Annotated in this window: 16 protein-coding genes; 5 read left to right on the top strand and 11 right to left on the bottom strand. The window is 62.2% G+C overall.

Features of this window, described 5'->3' with window-relative positions; translation table 11 throughout:
- Positions 1 to 6 precede the first annotated feature (6 nt).
- The 3 genes from FHT82_RS04005 to FHT82_RS03995 are packed head-to-tail and all read left to right on the top strand — an operon-like array spanning position 7 to position 1,894.
- Positions 7 to 405: a 5-carboxymethyl-2-hydroxymuconate Delta-isomerase gene (locus FHT82_RS04005; protein ID WP_183726501.1), complete on the top strand. Its 399-nt coding sequence runs from the start codon at positions 7 to 9 to the stop codon at positions 403 to 405.
- Positions 405 to 854, top strand: a complete 450-nt coding sequence (gene aroQ / locus FHT82_RS04000; RefSeq protein WP_183726499.1) for a type II 3-dehydroquinate dehydratase — start codon at positions 405 to 407, stop codon at positions 852 to 854. The genes FHT82_RS04005 and aroQ overlap by 1 nt, the downstream gene beginning before the upstream one ends.
- Before the next feature lie 5 nt (positions 855 to 859).
- Positions 860 to 1,894 (top strand): Gfo/Idh/MocA family oxidoreductase, encoded by a 1,035-nt coding sequence (locus tag FHT82_RS03995; protein ID WP_183726497.1) that lies wholly within the window; start codon positions 860 to 862, stop codon positions 1,892 to 1,894.
- Between the two features lie 540 nt (positions 1,895 to 2,434).
- Here the strand turns inward: FHT82_RS03995 and FHT82_RS03990 are convergent.
- Together FHT82_RS03990 and FHT82_RS03985 are read right to left on the bottom strand one after the other, a co-directional pair.
- The gene (locus tag FHT82_RS03990) at positions 2,435 to 3,079 is read right to left on the bottom strand and encodes a dienelactone hydrolase family protein (protein ID WP_183726495.1); all 645 of its coding nucleotides are present in this window, start codon (positions 3,077 to 3,079) and stop codon (positions 2,435 to 2,437) included.
- Positions 3,080 to 3,089: 10 nt separating this feature from the next.
- Positions 3,090 to 4,046, bottom strand: a complete 957-nt coding sequence (locus FHT82_RS03985; RefSeq protein ID WP_183726493.1) for a VOC family protein — start codon at positions 4,044 to 4,046, stop codon at positions 3,090 to 3,092.
- Between the two features lie 168 nt (positions 4,047 to 4,214).
- On the opposite strand from FHT82_RS03985, the gene FHT82_RS03980 reads away from it, so the two are divergent.
- Positions 4,215 to 5,207, top strand: coding sequence for a LysR family transcriptional regulator (locus FHT82_RS03980; RefSeq protein WP_183726491.1), 993 nt, complete (start codon positions 4,215 to 4,217; stop codon positions 5,205 to 5,207).
- 71 nt (positions 5,208 to 5,278) lie between these two features.
- Here FHT82_RS03980 and FHT82_RS03975 read toward each other — a convergent pair whose 3' ends face one another.
- The 9 genes from FHT82_RS03975 to FHT82_RS03935 form a co-directional block, all read right to left on the bottom strand.
- Positions 5,279 to 6,163 (bottom strand): intradiol ring-cleavage dioxygenase, encoded by an 885-nt coding sequence (locus FHT82_RS03975; protein WP_183727289.1) that lies wholly within the window; start codon positions 6,161 to 6,163, stop codon positions 5,279 to 5,281.
- Between the two features lie 7 nt (positions 6,164 to 6,170).
- Positions 6,171 to 7,925 (bottom strand): FAD-dependent monooxygenase, encoded by a 1,755-nt coding sequence (locus tag FHT82_RS03970; RefSeq protein ID WP_183726490.1) that lies wholly within the window; start codon positions 7,923 to 7,925, stop codon positions 6,171 to 6,173.
- Positions 7,925 to 8,944 carry a branched-chain amino acid ABC transporter permease gene (locus FHT82_RS03965; protein WP_183727287.1) on the bottom strand — a complete coding sequence of 340 codons (1,020 nt, stop codon included), beginning with the start codon at positions 8,942 to 8,944 and terminating at the stop codon, positions 7,925 to 7,927. Before FHT82_RS03965 ends, FHT82_RS03970 begins: the two co-directional genes overlap by 1 nt.
- Before the next feature lie 64 nt (positions 8,945 to 9,008).
- A complete protein-coding gene (locus FHT82_RS03960; protein ID WP_183726488.1) occupies positions 9,009 to 9,872 on the bottom strand; it encodes a branched-chain amino acid ABC transporter permease in 864 nt (287 codons plus the stop codon).
- Positions 9,869 to 10,579 (bottom strand): ABC transporter ATP-binding protein, encoded by a 711-nt coding sequence (locus FHT82_RS03955; protein WP_183726486.1) that lies wholly within the window; start codon positions 10,577 to 10,579, stop codon positions 9,869 to 9,871. Before FHT82_RS03955 ends, FHT82_RS03960 begins: the two co-directional genes overlap by 4 nt.
- On the bottom strand, positions 10,579 to 11,298 hold the full coding sequence (locus FHT82_RS03950; protein ID WP_183726484.1) for an ABC transporter ATP-binding protein: 720 nt from the start codon (positions 11,296 to 11,298) through the stop codon (positions 10,579 to 10,581). The genes FHT82_RS03955 and FHT82_RS03950 overlap by 1 nt, the downstream gene beginning before the upstream one ends.
- A gap of 3 nt (positions 11,299 to 11,301) precedes the next feature.
- Positions 11,302 to 12,579, bottom strand: coding sequence for an ABC transporter substrate-binding protein (locus tag FHT82_RS03945; protein ID WP_183726482.1), 1,278 nt, complete (start codon positions 12,577 to 12,579; stop codon positions 11,302 to 11,304).
- Positions 12,580 to 12,603: 24 nt separating this feature from the next.
- Positions 12,604 to 13,668, bottom strand: a complete 1,065-nt coding sequence (locus FHT82_RS03940) for a maleylacetate reductase (RefSeq protein ID WP_183726481.1) — start codon at positions 13,666 to 13,668, stop codon at positions 12,604 to 12,606.
- On the bottom strand, positions 13,665 to 14,525 hold the full coding sequence (locus FHT82_RS03935; RefSeq protein WP_183726479.1) for a dioxygenase: 861 nt from the start codon (positions 14,523 to 14,525) through the stop codon (positions 13,665 to 13,667). Before FHT82_RS03935 ends, FHT82_RS03940 begins: the two co-directional genes overlap by 4 nt.
- A gap of 80 nt (positions 14,526 to 14,605) precedes the next feature.
- Between FHT82_RS03935 and FHT82_RS03930 the strand changes: the two genes are divergently transcribed.
- On the top strand, positions 14,606 to 15,556 hold the full coding sequence (locus FHT82_RS03930; protein ID WP_183726477.1) for a LysR family transcriptional regulator: 951 nt from the start codon (positions 14,606 to 14,608) through the stop codon (positions 15,554 to 15,556).
- Positions 15,557 to 15,584: the final 28 nt, after the last annotated feature.

Genomic DNA, 15,584 nt, shown 5'->3' with positions numbered 1-15,584 from the left:
TACGCCATGCCGCATATTATCATCGACTACAGCCGAGGCGCCGCGCAACGCATCGCCATCGACGAGTTGACCCGCGCGGTTCATCGCCGAGTCCGCGACGGAGGGATGGTTAAGCCAACCGTGGTCCGCACGTTCGCTAGAGAAGCCACCGTCTCCTGCGTCGGCGACGAGCATCCCGACAATCACTTTGTGCAGATAATTGTACGCATGGCCCCAGGCCGTCCTCCGGAGGTCAAACGAGAGCTGCTGAAATCGGTGCTCGAAGCTGCGCGTGACGTCGCGGCTTCCGCACTGGAAACCGGTCGGCTCGGGCTTCGCGCAGATCTCTACGAATCCGACCCAGACTTCGCATTTCAGGAAATAGCGTTCGCCGATCCCGGCAGCGCCGAACAAGGACAAATGTAATGAGCCTCATCTACGTTCTCAACGGACCAAACCTAAATCTCCTCGGCAAGCGCCAGCCACATATCTATGGGCACGAGACATTGGTTGACGTCGAGGCGGACTGCCGCAAGTTGGCGTCGGAGCTGGGGCACGAGATCCGTTTCCATCAAAGCAACCGCGAATACGAGATCATCGACTGGATCCACGAAGCGCGCGAGGACGGCGCTGGCATCGTCATCAACCCGGCTGCGTTCACTCACACGTCGCTCGCTATCCTCGACGCACTGAATACCTTTGAAGGCCCCGTCATCGAGATCCATATCTCCAACGTCCACAAGCGCGAGAGTTTTCGCCACCACTCCTTCGTGTCCCACCGGGCCGACGGCGTCATCGCAGGTCTCGGCACCGAAGGCTATCAACTCGGCATCCGCAGAGTTGCGACCATGCTCAAGGTTGAGAGGAAGGACTGATAGTGATGGCGAACCGGGTCAAGCTAGCGGTCCTTGGGGCGGGGCTAATCGGCAAGCGTCATATCAAGCACGTGATGGAAGAGCCGGCCGCAGAGCTGACGGCAGTTGTGGATCCCACGCCAGTCGGCCAAGCGATCGCTAGTGAGGCTGGTGTCAGATGGTTCCCCAGTCTTGCCGACATGATGATTTCCGAGCGCCCCGATGGAGTGATCATCGCGACGCCTAACCAGTTGCATGTCCAAAATGGGTTGGAAGCCGTGGAGGCGGGCGTACCAGCGCTGATCGAAAAACCGATCGCGGACGACATCGCTGCCGGCGAGAAGCTTGTGCAAATGGCTGAGGCCAAAGGCGTGGCGCTGCTGACGGGACATCACCGCCGGCATAATCCGATGATGCAGAAAGCGAAGGAGATCATCGACAGCGGGACGCTCGGTCGGATCCTGATCGTGAATGCGATGTTCTGGCTGTTCAAGCCGGACGAGTACTTTGACATCCCCTGGCGGCGAGAGCTTGGAGCGGGGCCGGTCTTCCTCAATCTAATTCACGACATCGACAACCTCCGTTTCCTTTGCGGCGATATAAACGCCGTACAGGCCCGTGAATCCAACGCAGTGCGAAGCAACGCCGTCGAGGAAACCGCGGTCATCCTCATCGAGTTCAAAAGTGGTGTTCTCGGTACTGCTTCCGTGTCCGATTCCGTTGTCGCGCCGTGGAGTTGGGAGATGACCACGGGAGAAAATCCCGCTTACCCGAAAACCGAAGAGACTTGCTACATGATCGGCGGAACACACGGGTCTCTGGCCGTGCCGTCGCTGGAAATATGGAGCAATGCCGAAAAGCGAAGCTGGACCGAGGCATTTGAGCGCGACAGAGCCCTATTCGAAAGCAAGGACCCGCTTGTCACGCAGATCCGTCAGTTCTGCAGCGTCATTCGGGGCGAGGAAGCTCCTCTAGTTAGCGCTCGGGAAGGCTTGGAGACATTGAAAGTCATTGAGGCCGTCAAGCGGTCGGCCGCGATAGGAGGACGCGTCGTCCTCTAACCAGGAGTCAAGGCAAGCAGTAAGAAAACGCATAGCTGTTCCATAATAGCTCCTAGGCCGCAACAGGCGTCTAAATCTTTGTAACATTACCCGGAGCGAAAGAGGGGTGGGTTCGATTCCGTTCAACTGCTCGGCTCGGGCAGATCGTACGCAACGCATGTTGCCGTCGGGCAGGGCGGTCGCCAGCCGCTCGCTACGGCGCTCAGTAGTAGTCCAGATGCGGCCGTAGTGCGACGGAACTGTCAGGGAGATCTCTTGCAGCGCGGGGATATTCTGGAGGTTCAGAGCGCCACCATGCAATTCTTCGATGTCATCGCCAGCAATAGGAAACCAAAACGGTAGCGTCCGCGTAGTGCCGCCGGTGTTGATTGCAGCAAGCGTGTAGGCACTGGACTGAATAACCGCCGCCGCAAACGCTGGCATTCCGAGGCTCGATGCCCGCCGCATCGCTGGCGGCGGCGCCACCCGCATACGCGCCCGGCTTGGCGCGGAGGTCAAGATCGAGATTTCGGCGTTGTCCACGATCCCGGTTTGCTTGCGCTACCACCAGCTCCGGTTCGAAAGCCCGAACAGGACCTTCTCAAGCTGCGCAATTTCGGTCGAGGAAACCATGTGTGACCTGTCCGGCAGAATGTCACAATGGAGCCGCGCCCGCGCTCGGGCCAGCGCTGCTGCAGTCTGGGCGAAGGCATCGACAGGGATCCAAGGGTCCTTGTCGGAGCCGGTCAGATAGACCGGCAACCGGTCGAGGTCGGCGAAGGGGCGGTCGCAATCGGGCGTTCCTACGCGGCAACCGGTCAGGCTTGCCAGAGCGCCGTTCCACGGGCCGTGCCGCATCGCATATTCGACTGCAAGGCACGCGCCCTGGCTGAAGCCGCCGATGACGAGCGGCTTTGGGTGATTGTTCGCGCCGGAAAGATCGCCGATCAATTGCCTGACATGAGCGATCGCCTGCTCAAGCTGTTGCCGGGTGCGATCCGTCAGCGCGTCGGTTGCGCGCGCGTCATACCAGCTGTTGCCGCGCGCCCGTGGCAGCAAGAAGGCGATGCCAGGCACCTTGAGCTTCGAGATCACCTGCTCCTGCATATCCTCGGGCGATTGGGTACGCCCGTGGATGAAGATGCAGTGGGCAAGCGCCTCCTCGGGGTTCGCACCGAGGAAGAGCGGCGTGTCGTGGGTCGACATGATACCGAGCTCAGAATGTTGCGGGTTCGAGACCTGCGATCAGCTCCTGCCGGCGATCTTCGAACCACGGCGGGAAGACCAGGGTCGTGCCGATCTGGTCCGCCGGTTCGTCGAGCGCCCAGCCGCCTTCGACCGACCAGGCGATCTCGAACAAGGCGCCGCCGGGCGAGCGGACATAGCAGGACTTGAAGTAGTTGCGGTCCTTCTGATCCGAGACGTCGGTGAAACCGAGGCCCTCGATATGTGCCTTGAGCTTGAGCTGGTTTTCCTCGTTGCCGGTGTTGAGGGCGAGGTGATGGATCGTGCCGCCGGCCAGTGTCCAGGTGCCTTGCGGGCCGGTCGGCTCGTGCAGTACCTCGACCATGCTGCTCGGTCCGCCGGCATTCGGCACGGAGAACATCAGGCCGTCGTCGCTGTCGGCTTCCTTTTTCATCGACATGCCGACGCTGAGGAAGTCGTCCATCGCGGTACGGTCGAAGACGGCGATGGCCGCGCCATAGATGCCCTTGATGCCGTGCGCGGCACTCACGCCCTGCGCCTCGTTGACGATCGACGGACGATTGTCGGCCGGGCTTTCGACCAGTTCATGCGGAATGCCGCAGGGGTGTTTGAAAGCGACACGGGTGATGCCGAAGCGCGAAATCTTGGCGGCCTCGACACCCTTGCCGTTCAGCCGGTCGATCCAATAGTCGGCCGAACCGACGGGAATGGCCTGCTGGATGATCTTCGATTGATTGGTGCCGCGTTTGCCGAAGACGGCCGGCTTGCGGAAGGGGAAGGTGGTTATGATGGTCGAGGCATCGCCGTTTCGCGAGCCATAATAGAGATGATAGACGGGGATCGTGCCGTCGAACAGGACCGTGCGCTTGACCGAATAGAGCCCGAGCACCTTGGTGTAGAAGTCGTAGTCCTCCTGCACGCCATCGGTGCAGAGCGTCAGATGATGATAGCCGCTGACAAGAGCCATGTCGTCCTCCTCCAAAGACATTGCCAATTCCGGATACGGTTCCTCGGCCGTTGTCATCCGAAACCACGGCGCGGTCTGCATGTCGCAGACATCCCGTGATAGTCCTGACTATAGCCCATCTATTCCCCTGTTGATTGACATTGTTCATGCAAGCTATAGCAATTTGCTATGAAGATCGTGGAAGCTCACCTTGTCCAACTCGCCGCCGTGATCGAGACCGGTGGTGTTACCGAAGCGGCCGCCATGCTGGGCATGACCCAGTCGGCGGTGTCGCGCACCATCTCGATCCTGGAAAAGCGCATCGGCGAGCCACTCTTCGTCTCCGGCCGGCGGCCGATGCAGCCCACGCCGCTCGGCGAACAGCTCGGCCAGCAGGGCAAGGTTATCTTGGCATCGTCGCGTAAGGCGATGGAGATCATCCGCAGCTTCAAGTCTGGTTCATCGGGACGCGTGCGGATCGGCGGGGTGCCCTTCTTCATGGATGCGGTGGTGTCGCCGATGATCGCCTCGTTCCAGCGCGGCGAACCGGGCATTATGGTGCACCAGTCCTATGGCAACTATCCCGACCTCGTCGCCGAACTGGATTCCGGCCAGATCGACCTCGCGGTGACCCCGACCGGGTCGGTGGATCTGCGCGCCGATCTGCATTTCGAGCCGATTCTGACGGCGCGCAACGTGCTCACGTGTGGCGCCGGCCATCCGCTGGTCCGCAAGCGCAATCTCGTGACCGAGGACATCGTCAATTACCCCTGGATCGCGCCGCTGCCGGGTTCTCCGCTGGTGCTCGACCTGCACAATATTCTGCTGACGCTGGGGCTGGCGGAAGTGTCGCTGCGCTATGCGGGCGGGTCGCTGTTGAGCGTCGTAAATTACCTCGCGGGCACCGATGCGCTGGCCATTCTGCCGCATTCCGTCGTTCATGCTTTCCGCGGTGAGAACAAGATCAGCATCATCCCGCTCGATATTCCCCAGCCCGAGCGCGTGCTCGGCGTCATGACACGCAAGAAGCCCTATTCGAACCCGGCCGGCCGCAAGTTTCTCGGCCATATGCGCCGGGAGTTTGCGGAACTCCGGCGCGCGGTCGAGAAACACGAAAAGACGATCCAGTGGGTGCAGGGACCGTTCATGGGTGAACGCGAGCGTATCTCATCCGCCGACTGATACTGCGATGAAATCGCCCGGAAGAGGATGCCATGCCCGCATCCTCTTCTATGTTCACAATAGAGCCTATGTCAGGCGCGGCTTCGCGCCAGCACGAAGTCGTGCGTCACATCCCAGAAATCGCCGTCGAATTCGTAAGCTTTCGCGCGCACCGGATCATTCACCCGGTTGAACTTCGCCAGCAGGCTTTCCTTGACACCGAAAACCGCGTCAGAGTGGATATAGGGATCGTTGGGGTCGAAAATATGCGTCGTCAGCGTCTCGAAACCGTCGGCGCTAATGATGTAGTGCAGATGCGCCGGGCGGTAGGGGTGGCGACCGAGATGGCCGAGCAACTGCCCGACGGGGCCATCGTCCGGGATAGGGTAATATTTCGGTTTCACGGCGCGGAACCAATAATGTCCATCCGGGCCGGTCCTAAAGATGCCGCGCAGATTGAAGTCGGGCTGGATGCCCTTCTGCTGCACGTCGTAGAAGCCTTCGTCATTGGCCTGCCAGACGTCGATGACGGCATTGACAATCGGCTTGCCCTCGGTGTCGAGGATGCGGCCCTCGATGACCATGTCCTCGCCCTTGCTGTCGAGGCAGATATTGCTGCCCATCGGCAGCTCCGGGGCGTCGGCGACGTGGAAGGGGCCGAGCACCGTGCTTTCGGATGCGCCCGAGGGCTTGCGGTTATTGATCGCATCGACCAGCATCGACACGCCGAGCACGTCGGACAGCAGGATGAACTCCTGACGCCATTCGTTGCACATCTGGCCGGTGCGGGTGAGGAAGAGGATGGCCTGCATCCATTCCTCCTGCGTCGGCTCCAGTTCCTTCACTGCCTCATGCAGCTTGCGGGTGATGACTTCCATCACCTGCTTCAGCCGCTCGTCCTTGGCGCCGGCATTGCGGCCGGTCACGACCTCGACCGAGTTTTCCTCGGTGAAATAGCCCTTCTCATGTGCTTCCATCATCGCCTCACCGATCCAGAATTGCTGTCAACACGCGGCGCAATTCAGCTACGGGGTCAGCCGCCAGCCTCTCGGAGCGCCATGCAACGTGGTGGTCTGGCCGCACCAGGATGGCCCCTGCATCGCCCACTTCGCAGGCACGCGCCCAGTCGCCGTAGTGATCCTGCCATGTCTGCCGTGGCCCGATGACATGGGTTGCGAGCGGAAGGCCGAGTTCCGCCGACAAGGTCTCGACCGCATCGACCCAAGCCCGCCCGCCGATACCGGTCAGGAGGGTGAACTTGCCGTGACCGCAGAGGTCGAGCGTGGAGGTCTTCCGGTTGCCTTTCCCGAACAGCCAGGCATGCGGCAGGCGTGCGCCAGGCCAAGTCGTCTGCTCGAAATGCAGTTCCGGGTTCTGGGTGAATGCGGGCTCGGGCTGCGCATCGGTAGCAACTGCCGAGGATTTATAGCGGTGGTTCATCTCCACGCCATGGGCGTCGAATTCATAAACCTTGAAGGCGATCGCCTCGCGCAGCGCCGCACGCTGGATCTCGGCGGCCGTACTGTCGTCGCAGCGGCGATCCATGTTTTCCTGCATCTTTACCGGGTCGATGGAATCGAGCAGGCCAAGTGCTCCGAAGATTGGGCCGAATTCCTCGATCGACTGGTTGGCGCGGGTGACGATCTGCTTGGCGATCGGCGCGCGCTCCTCTGTATAGGTTTCGAGCAGGCCGGCGCCGGCCTGGCCCTTGATGACCATGGCGAGCTTCCAGGCGAGGTTGAAGCCGTCCTGGATTGAGGTGTTGGAGCCGAGCCCGTTCGACGGCGGATGGCGGTGGATCGCGTCACCCATGCAGAAGACCCGGCCCTTTTGGGCGCGGGTGGCGTAGCAGTTGTTGACCGTCCAGGTCGAGACGGAGGTGACCTCGATGTCGATATCGGGATCGCCGATCAGGTCGCGGGCCACGCCTTCGGCAAAAGCGTTGTCGACCTCAGGCACGCCCTGGCTGATGTCATAGCCCCAATTGATCAGCCACTCGTTCCATGGCCGGATCATGCGCACCAGGCCCATGCCGATGCCGCCGACATTGGAGCCCGGCTGCAGCACCCAGTAGAGAACCGAGGGGCGGTGGGCGACGTAGCGGGTGAGGTCGGCCTTGAACAGGATGTTCATCGAACCGGCCACGCCCATCTTGCCCTCGAATGGCAAGCCGAGATGCTGCGCCACCAGCGAATTGCCGCCATCGGCACCGATCAGGTATTTCGAGCGGATGGCGAAATCCTTGCCGGTCAGGCGGTCCCGGCAGATCGTCGTCACGCCCTCGGCATCCTGCACATGGCTGACATATTCCGTGGACATCCGCGCCTGCGTCCCGCGTGCGCAGGCGGTCTTGAACAGCAGCGGCTCCATGAAGGTTTGCGGCAGGTCATTCATTTCGGTGGGCGAGGAGATGAGATGCTCGGCCTTGGACTTCGGGTGGGTGCCCCAGGTCTTGAGACGGCCGAGTTCCTCACCGGCGAGCGAGGTGCAGAACACGTTCTCGCCCATGATGTCCTGCGGGCTGCAATGGAGATAGGCTTCCGCTTCGACCTCCTGGCCCAGATCGCGCAGTACTTCCATCGTGCGCTGGTTGGTGATGTGGGCGCGCGGCGTGTTGGCGAGCCAACGATAACGGTTGATCGCCATGTTTTCGATGCCGTATGTGGCAAGCAGGGCTGCGGTTGCCGACCCCGCCGGGCCGGTTCCAACGATCAGGACGTCGGTTTCGATATCGGCCATCAATCACTCCCTTTGATGTCTTTGGTTTTGGGCTGGCCCGCCAGGATGCGGCGGACGGGAAAGAGCTGGATTCCGGTGCGGTCGGCGAACAGGCCCCAGAGGCCGCGCGGCGCAAACAGCATGATCAGGATGCCGATCAGACCGAGAATCAGCAGGTACCAGGAACCGTAGTCGGCCAGCAGGCTCTGCAGGATGTAGAACACGATCACCCCGATAATCGGCCCCTCGATCGTGCCGATACCGCCGATGACCGCGATGAAGATCACATAGGCCGTCCAGTCCGGAACGGAGAAGGCCGCATCCGGCGAGATGCGCGCCTTCTGCACATAAATCAGCGCGCCGGTGAGGCCTGTCGCCAGCGCCGCGACGAGATAGACGAAGGATTTTGTCCAGAGCGGATCGACGCCGACCGAGCGCGCAGCCTCGCGGTTGTCGCGCACTGCGGCGAGTCCCAGGCCCTGCTTCGAGCGCAGCAGCTTGTAGATCGAACCGATCGTCACGACGGCCAAAAGCAGCGCCAGCCAGTAGCAGACGATATCGGTGGCCTGCGGCCCGCGCATGCCGAGCAGGTCCGCGACGAAGCGCACGCCGAACATGTCGCGGGTCGCGCCTGGCGGCAGCGAGGTGCCGGTTCCGCCGCCCAGCGCCTTCCACTGCGCGAGCGACAGTCGCACGATCTCGGCGATGACCCAGGTGCCGATGGCGAAATAGGCACCCTGCAGGCGGAAGACGAACAAGGCCGTGGGCACAGACAGCGCCAGCGCCGCCAGCCCGCCGAGCATAATGGCTGCCATCGGATCCATTTCGAGCAGGCTGACGCCTGCAAACATCGCATAGGCGCCGAAACCGACAAAGGCCTGCTGGCCGACGGAGACCAGGCCCGCATAGCCGGCGAGCAGGTTCCAGCACTGTGCCAGCACCAGCATGGTCAGGATGAAGAACAGATCCTGGACCACCGAGCGCGAGACGAAGAGCGGCGCAGCGACGGCGAGCGCCACAAGGGCGAGGATCACCAGCATGGATGCTGAGGAACCGCGCGTGTGGGCCGAGACGGTCCAGGAGGAGGAAAGGTGATCGCTCATATCAATCCACCGCCCGTGGGAAAAGGCCACGCGGCCTGACGACCAGCACCAGCAGGAAAGCGATATGGCCCGCAAGAATCTGCCATTCCGGATTGATCGCGGCGCCCACGGTCTGCGCCACGCCGATGATGATACCGCCGGCCAGCGTCCCCCAGAAGGAGCCGAGCCCGCCGAGGATCACGGCCTCGAAGGCATAGATCAGCCGTGCAGGTCCCATGGTCGGATCGAAATTGGCGCGTGTACCGAGATAGAGTGCCGCGATCGTCACCACCATCATGGCAAGCCCGGTGGCGGTGGCGAATATGCGCTCGGCGCGGATGCCCATCAGGCCCGCCGTCGCACTGTCGTCCGATGTGGCGCGGAAGGCCCGGCCGAGCGAGGTGCGGTAGAAGACGAGGTTGAGCGCGATGATGACGCCCACCGCGGACAAGAAGGTGAGGAGCGGCATGGTGCCGATGTTGACGGGACCGATCTTGAGCGAGGCCGTTTCCAGGGCGCTCGCCGAAATCCTGCGGCTGTCGGCCGAGAAGCCCTCGAGCAGACCGTTCTGGATCACGACCGAAAGGCCGAAGGTCACGAGCAGGGGAGGGAGTATATCGTTGCCGAGTGTCCGGTTGAGCACGAGGAATTGCAGTGCCCAGCCGAGAGCGAACATCACGGGCAGCGCGACCGCGGCAGCGACGAAGGGATTGAGGCCGAGTGCCGAAACCAGCAGCAGGATCAGGAAGGCGGCGAGCACGATCAGATCGCCATGGGCGAGATTGACCAGCCGCATAATGCCGAAGACGAGGCTGAGCCCCGCCGCGAAAAGTGCGTAAAGGCCGCCGAGCAAAATGCCCTGAATGATCGTATCTAGCCAGTTCATCGCGCATGCGCTCCAAAATAGGCAGCATGGATATTCTCGCGGCTCAGCGTCTCCGGCGTGCCCGTCAGCGTCACCCGTCCCTCCATCATGCAGTAGACCCGGTCGGCCACTTTCAGCGCCTGGCCGATATCCTGCTCGATGATGACGATCGAAGCGCCCGTCGCGCGGATTTTCGGAAAGGCCGCGTAGATGTCCCTGACCACCACGGGTGCGAGCCCGAGGCTCACCTCGTCGCAGAGCAGCACGCGCGGATTGGACATCAGTCCGCGGCCGATCGCGACCATCTGCTGCTGTCCGCCCGAGAGTGTGGTGCCGGGATGGTGGCGCCGCTCCTTCAGCACGGGAAAGAGATCGTAGATGGTGTCGAGCGACCACGCACCGTTGCCGACCCGGCCATATTTGCCGATCAGCAGGTTCTCCTCGACGGAAAGGGAAGGAAAGAGCCGACGGCCTTCCGGCACCATGGCGATGCCGAGTTGCAGGACATCCGGAGCGGCCAGGGCACCGATGTCCCGTGCATTAAACCGGATATGTGTGGGGACATTGCGGATCAGGCCGGCGATCGACCGCAGGAGGGTCGACTTGCCGGCGCCGTTGGCGCCGATTACGGCGATCGTCTCACCTTCATTCAAGGCGATATCGACGCCGAACAACGCCTGGAAATCGCCATAGAAGGCCGTCAGGCCATGTGTCTCGAGCAGCGCCATCAGACATCGATCCCGAGATAGATTTCACGCACCTCCTTGGAGGCCATGATCGTGTCGGGATCACCGTCTCCGATTACCCGGCCGAAATGCAGAACGATGAGCCGGCTGACGACTGAATTGAGAGCATGCAGCACGTGCTCGACCCAGATGATGGAAACGCCGCGCCGATGGATGGCGCGGATCGTTTCCACCAGTTCCCGGCATTCTCCCTCCGTCAATCCACCGGCAATTTCGTCGAGCAGAAGGATCTTCGGATCGGTCGCGAGCGCGCGGGCGAGCTCCAGGCGCTTGCGCTGCAGGAGCCCCAGGCTTCCCGCCAGTTGGTTCGCCTTGAGATAAAGCCCTGTCTCGACGAGAATATCGGCGCAGCGGTCGCCGACCTCTCGCTCGCTCTTGCGCGACCCGAAGGCACCGGCGACCAGCAGGTTCTCGAACACCGTCAGCTTTTCGAAGGGCTGCGGGATCTGGAACGTCCGGCCGATACCGGCGAGGCAGCGCGCCATCGGCGGCTGTCGCGTCACGTCCCTGCCGTCGAACTGGATGGTCCCGGCATCGACGCGGATATTGCCGGTGATGAGGTTGAATAGCGTCGACTTGCCGGCGCCGTTCGGCCCGATTACGCCGAGCGCCTCGCCCGTTTCCAGTGCAAACGAAATCTGGTCGGCGACCTTCAGGGCGCCGAAGCTTTTAAAGACACGGTCGAGGGCGAGTATGGGCATGACTCAGCCGATCGCTTCCATCCTGCCGCCGGTCGGAATGTTCGGCGCGGTCTGGTTGTCGACGATGACGAGGTCGTAGCCGCCGCCGTCCTTGAGACGCCACTGACCGCCGACCAGCGGCGTCTTGGCGATGTTCTTGGCGGCAAAGGGCGGCACATTCGCACCGTCCCAGGCCACCTTGCCGACGATCGTCTCGACGTTCGAGGCGGCGATGGCGGCGATGACTGCTTGGCTGTCGGTCGGGTCGGCACGTTTCATGACGTCGACGCCGACCTCAAACAGCGCATGAACGAAGCCGATGGGCTGGGTCCAGGGCCGGCCGGTAACCGCAGTGAAGCCTTCAGCGAGTTCACCGGCGCTCTGGCCGGTCAGCGACGACTTGAACGGATGGCTCGCCGACCACCAGACTTCGCAGGAAAGGTTGTGTCCGGTCTTGCCGAGCGCCTCGACCGCCTGTGGGAACAGGATCGCCTTGCCGATGGATGCGACCTTGGGCTTGAAGCCCTGTTGCTGCGCCTGATTCCAGAAAGTGGTGAAATCCGGTGGGATCATCACGCCGGTGATGAGGTCGCTGCCATCGGACTTGAAGGCGTTGATCTGTGCGGAAAAATCGTCGGTCAGGTTCTGATATCGGCCGGGATCCTTGAGCGTATAACCGAGCTTCTCCAGAACCGGCGGAAAGCCTAGAGCCTTGTCGCCCCAGGCATTGCCGTCGCCGTCATTGGGAAACAGGCCGCCGACCTTCTTGTTGGTCCCGAGTTGGCCCCACATATTGGTATAGACCGCGATGACGTCTTCCAGTCCCCAGAAGAAATGGAAGGTGCTGTTGAACGGTTTCCAGGATGCGGGATCGCCAGGATTTGCTTGCTGGCCGATGAACCAGGGCTGCCAGGGGGCGGCCGTCGAGATGCAGGGCACCTCCTCCGCCTCGCAGACAGTGGCCACAGGATTGGTCGTCTCCGGTGTCGATGCCACGAGGACGAGATTGACCTCGTCGCTGACGATCAGTTCCTTGGCGACTTCGGCGGCGCGGTTCGGATTGGACTGACTGTCCTTCACCACGACGTGGTAATTCAGGCCGGCCGCCTTGGTGGCGGCCATGAATCCGTCGATGATGAACTTGTCGGCCTCGGCGAACGCGGCCAGCGGACCGGTCTGGGGGCTGACATAGCCGAATTTGATCGGTGCGCCCTGGGCGATCGCCGGCATGGCGAGGCCGGACGTTGCCGCCAAGGCTCCCGTGGCGGCTGCGGACTTCAGCAATTCACGTCTCGTAATCATATGCCTTCTTCCTCCCAAAAGAATTCAATATGGCGGTCGTGTTCCCTTCCAGGCGTCCTGCAACAAGGCGCGGATCGATGTGCGGTCGATCGGTCGCGGATTGGAATAGGGGTTCTTGGTCGCGATGTCGGCTGCCCGGTCGAGATCGGCCTCAGTGAGGCCGAAATCCCTGAGCGCCATCGGCGCGCCGATCGATTTCGCGAAGTCGTAAAGGGCCTGCCCGGGCGTCGTGCCACCGAAAATGTCGGAGATCGGCGTCATCAGGTCCGGCACGGCCGACGCGTTGAAACCGATTGTATGCGGCAGCATGATGGAATGGGTCTCGGCATGCGGCGTGTCGAAGCTGCCCCCCAGAGTATGGCAGATCTTGTGATGCAGCGACATCGAGATCTGGCCGAGCACGGTGCCGCAGAGCCATGCGCCGTAGAGCGCCTTTCCGCGAGCGGCACCGTCGCGCGGACTGCCGATAAGGATGGGCAACGCGTCTTTGAGCGCGCGTATGCCATCGAAGCTCATCATCGTCGTGATGGGATTGCGATCGGGCGCATAGAGCCCTTCGGCAGCATGCGCAATCGCATTCAGGCCGCTTGTGACGCTCATGCCGACCGGCAGGCCGATCGTGAGTTGCGGATCATAGATCACGACTTCGGGCGTGACCTTCGGGCTGCGCAGCGTGGTTTTGGTGCCGTTCTCCGTCTGGCCGAGGATCGGCGTGACTTCCGAGCCGGCATAGGTCGTGGGCACGACGATCTGCTGGATATCGGTGCGATAGGCCATGGCCTTTCCGAGCCCGGTCGTCGAGCCGCCGCCGAGGGAGACGACGCAATCCGCGCCGAACTCGGCCGCGCGTGCGACGGCGCGCTCCGTCACGTCGACCGGGGTATGCATGGTCGCTTCGGTAAAGGTGCCGACCGACAGGCTTCCCAGCCGTTTCGACATGGCTTCCGCATCGGATGCCTGATGCGGCGTCGACAGCACGAGCGCGCGGCGGCAGTCCAGGGCCTCAACCCATTTGCCGACATCGGCACTCGTTCCATTGCCGAACACGATGCGCGCCGCACTGCCCTGATAGGTGAAGGATAGCGTCATGTCATGCCTCGTCCCTTCTTCGCCCTGACCATGGTGAAGGTGAAGTCGAGCGTCGAGGCATCCCCCTTGCCGGTCGGCTTGAATTCCCCGATCAGCTCGTCCTTCACGCCGAACAGGGCGTCCCGGCCGAGATGCGGATCACTGCCGTCATAGACATGCGTGCTGATCGTCTCGAAGCCATCGGTCTTGATCAGGAAGTGGAGGTGTGCGGGACGGCGCATGGGAAAGCCCAGCCTGCCCAGCATCTGGCCAACCGGGCCATCGCTCGGCACGGCATAGCCGCTCGGGCGGACGGTCTTATAGCGGAAGCAACCCTCCTCGTCGGTCGTGAAAATACCGCGGAGGTTGAATTCCGGCTGCTGGTCCGGCTGCTGGTTCTCGTAGAAGCCTTCGCTATTGGCCTGCCAGGTCTCGACCGTGGCGCCGGCGATCGGCTTGCCGTCGAGATCCTGCACATGGCCGTTGACGGCAAGCGCCGGGCCGACGCCGTCGAGGGAGATATTGGCATTGAGCGCGAGCCGGGGCGCATCGGCCCGGTAGAAGGGGCCGCGCACGGTATTGGGTGTCGCGCCCTTCGGCCGATTCGTATTGATTTCCTCAACGAGTGCGGTGACGCCGAGCAGATCGGAAAGCAGCACCCATTCCTGCCGGCGGCCGTCGCTGGCATGGCCGACATCGGTCAGGAATTCCATCGCTCGCCGCCAATCCGCTTGCGACGGACGCGTCTCCCGGATGAGCTTGTGCAGATGCTCTATGAAAGGAACCATGAAGGCATGCAAGGGGCCCTCGGCATGCTTGTCGAGCCGCTCGGTCACACGCTGCGTAGAGTTGCGCTCACTGAACGATATGTCTGGCATGACTCCTCCCATGACGAGAACCTAACAGGCCGGAATAGAGTGCTTGATAATTTTTCCGGCGATTTATATTCGTTATTGTTATGAAGATCGATGAAAGGCATCTCGCGCAGCTTGCTGCGGTCGTTCAGGCAGGGGGCGTGACCGAGGGTGCGGCTCTGCTCGGGCTCAGCCAGCCGGCCGTTTCGCGAACGCTTGCGATGTTGGAAAAGCGTCTGGGCGAGCCGCTTTTCCTCAAGGGGCGACGGCCGCTGCAACCGACACCGCTCGGCCGGGCGCTGGCGGATCACGGCCAGGCCATATTGACCTCTGCCCGCAAGGCATCGACCCTTGTCGAGGGATTCCGTCATGGCCGCACCGGGCTGGTGCGCGTCGGCGGCACGCCCTTCTTCATGGATGCTCTGATTGCCGGCATGATCGCCGGCTTCCAGAATTCCTCCCCAGACGTTCGCGTCGAGCAAAGCTACGGCTATCTTTCCGAGTTGCGCGCGGCTATCGTCGCTGACCGCATCGATCTCGCCATCTGCCCGATCGACATGCTCGAAGAAGGTTCGGGCATGCATTTCCAGGAACTGCTGCCTGGCCGCAATGTCGTGGCCTGCCGCGTCACGCATCCGCTGTTGCTCAAGCGCAAGCTGATGGGTCCTGAACTGCTCGACTTTCCCTGGATCGCACCGCCGCCCGGCAGTCCGCTGCTCGCCGATCTGCGCAGCCTGGTCCTGTCGCTCGGCGCCACCGAGACCAAGATCCGCTATGCCGGCGGATCGCTGACCAGCGCGATCAACTACATGAAGGAAAGCGACGCATTGACGATTCTGCCGCACAGCGTCGTCTTCGCCTATCGCAATGACAAGGCGATCACCGCGCTGCCGGTCAATATCCCCCATCCGGAGCGGGCGCTGGGCCTGCTCAGGCGCTCGGGCGATCTCGGGGCACCGGCCATCGAGGCGTTTTCGGCGCATCTTCGCAAGAGTTTCGAGAATCTGAGGCATCTCATCAAGCGTCACGAACAGTCCGTGGTCTGGGGAATGTAATAGGGTAACCGGCGGCCGTGCCGCCGGC

Origin of the sequence: Rhizobium sp. BK275 (assembly GCF_014193555.1) — a bacterium.
Taxonomy (GTDB): Bacteria; Pseudomonadota; Alphaproteobacteria; order Rhizobiales; family Rhizobiaceae; genus Rhizobium.
The sequence above is the reverse complement of the archived record's forward strand: the minus strand, read 5'-3'. Positions and strand labels throughout refer to the sequence as shown.

Bases quoted from the DNA above. Each gene is read 5' to 3' on its own strand.
- aroQ (WP_183726499.1), top strand. From the start codon at position 405: ATGAGCCTCATCTACGTTCTCAACGGACCAAACCTAAATCTCCTCGGC.
- FHT82_RS03975 (WP_183727289.1), bottom strand. From the start codon at position 6,163: ATGGAAGCACATGAGAAGGGCTATTTCACCGAGGAAAACTCGGTCGAG.
- FHT82_RS03980 (WP_183726491.1), top strand. From the start codon at position 4,215: ATGAAGATCGTGGAAGCTCACCTTGTCCAACTCGCCGCCGTGATCGAG.
- FHT82_RS03985 (WP_183726493.1), bottom strand. From the start codon at position 4,046: ATGGCTCTTGTCAGCGGCTATCATCATCTGACGCTCTGCACCGATGGC.
- FHT82_RS03960 (WP_183726488.1), bottom strand. From the start codon at position 9,872: ATGAACTGGCTAGATACGATCATTCAGGGCATTTTGCTCGGCGGCCTT.
- FHT82_RS03955 (WP_183726486.1), bottom strand. From the start codon at position 10,579: ATGGCGCTGCTCGAGACACATGGCCTGACGGCCTTCTATGGCGATTTC.
- FHT82_RS03950 (WP_183726484.1), bottom strand. From the start codon at position 11,298: ATGCCCATACTCGCCCTCGACCGTGTCTTTAAAAGCTTCGGCGCCCTG.
- FHT82_RS03965 (WP_183727287.1), bottom strand. From the start codon at position 8,944: ATGCTGGTGATCCTCGCCCTTGTGGCGCTCGCCGTCGCTGCGCCGCTC.
- FHT82_RS03970 (WP_183726490.1), bottom strand. From the start codon at position 7,925: ATGGCCGATATCGAAACCGACGTCCTGATCGTTGGAACCGGCCCGGCG.
- FHT82_RS03995 (WP_183726497.1), top strand. From the start codon at position 860: ATGGCGAACCGGGTCAAGCTAGCGGTCCTTGGGGCGGGGCTAATCGGC.
- FHT82_RS03930 (WP_183726477.1), top strand. From the start codon at position 14,606: ATGAAGATCGATGAAAGGCATCTCGCGCAGCTTGCTGCGGTCGTTCAG.
- FHT82_RS03935 (WP_183726479.1), bottom strand. From the start codon at position 14,525: ATGCCAGACATATCGTTCAGTGAGCGCAACTCTACGCAGCGTGTGACC.
- FHT82_RS03940 (WP_183726481.1), bottom strand. From the start codon at position 13,668: ATGACGCTATCCTTCACCTATCAGGGCAGTGCGGCGCGCATCGTGTTC.
- FHT82_RS03945 (WP_183726482.1), bottom strand. From the start codon at position 12,579: ATGATTACGAGACGTGAATTGCTGAAGTCCGCAGCCGCCACGGGAGCC.
- FHT82_RS03990 (WP_183726495.1), bottom strand. From the start codon at position 3,079: ATGTCGACCCACGACACGCCGCTCTTCCTCGGTGCGAACCCCGAGGAG.
- FHT82_RS04005 (WP_183726501.1), top strand. From the start codon at position 7: ATGCCGCATATTATCATCGACTACAGCCGAGGCGCCGCGCAACGCATC.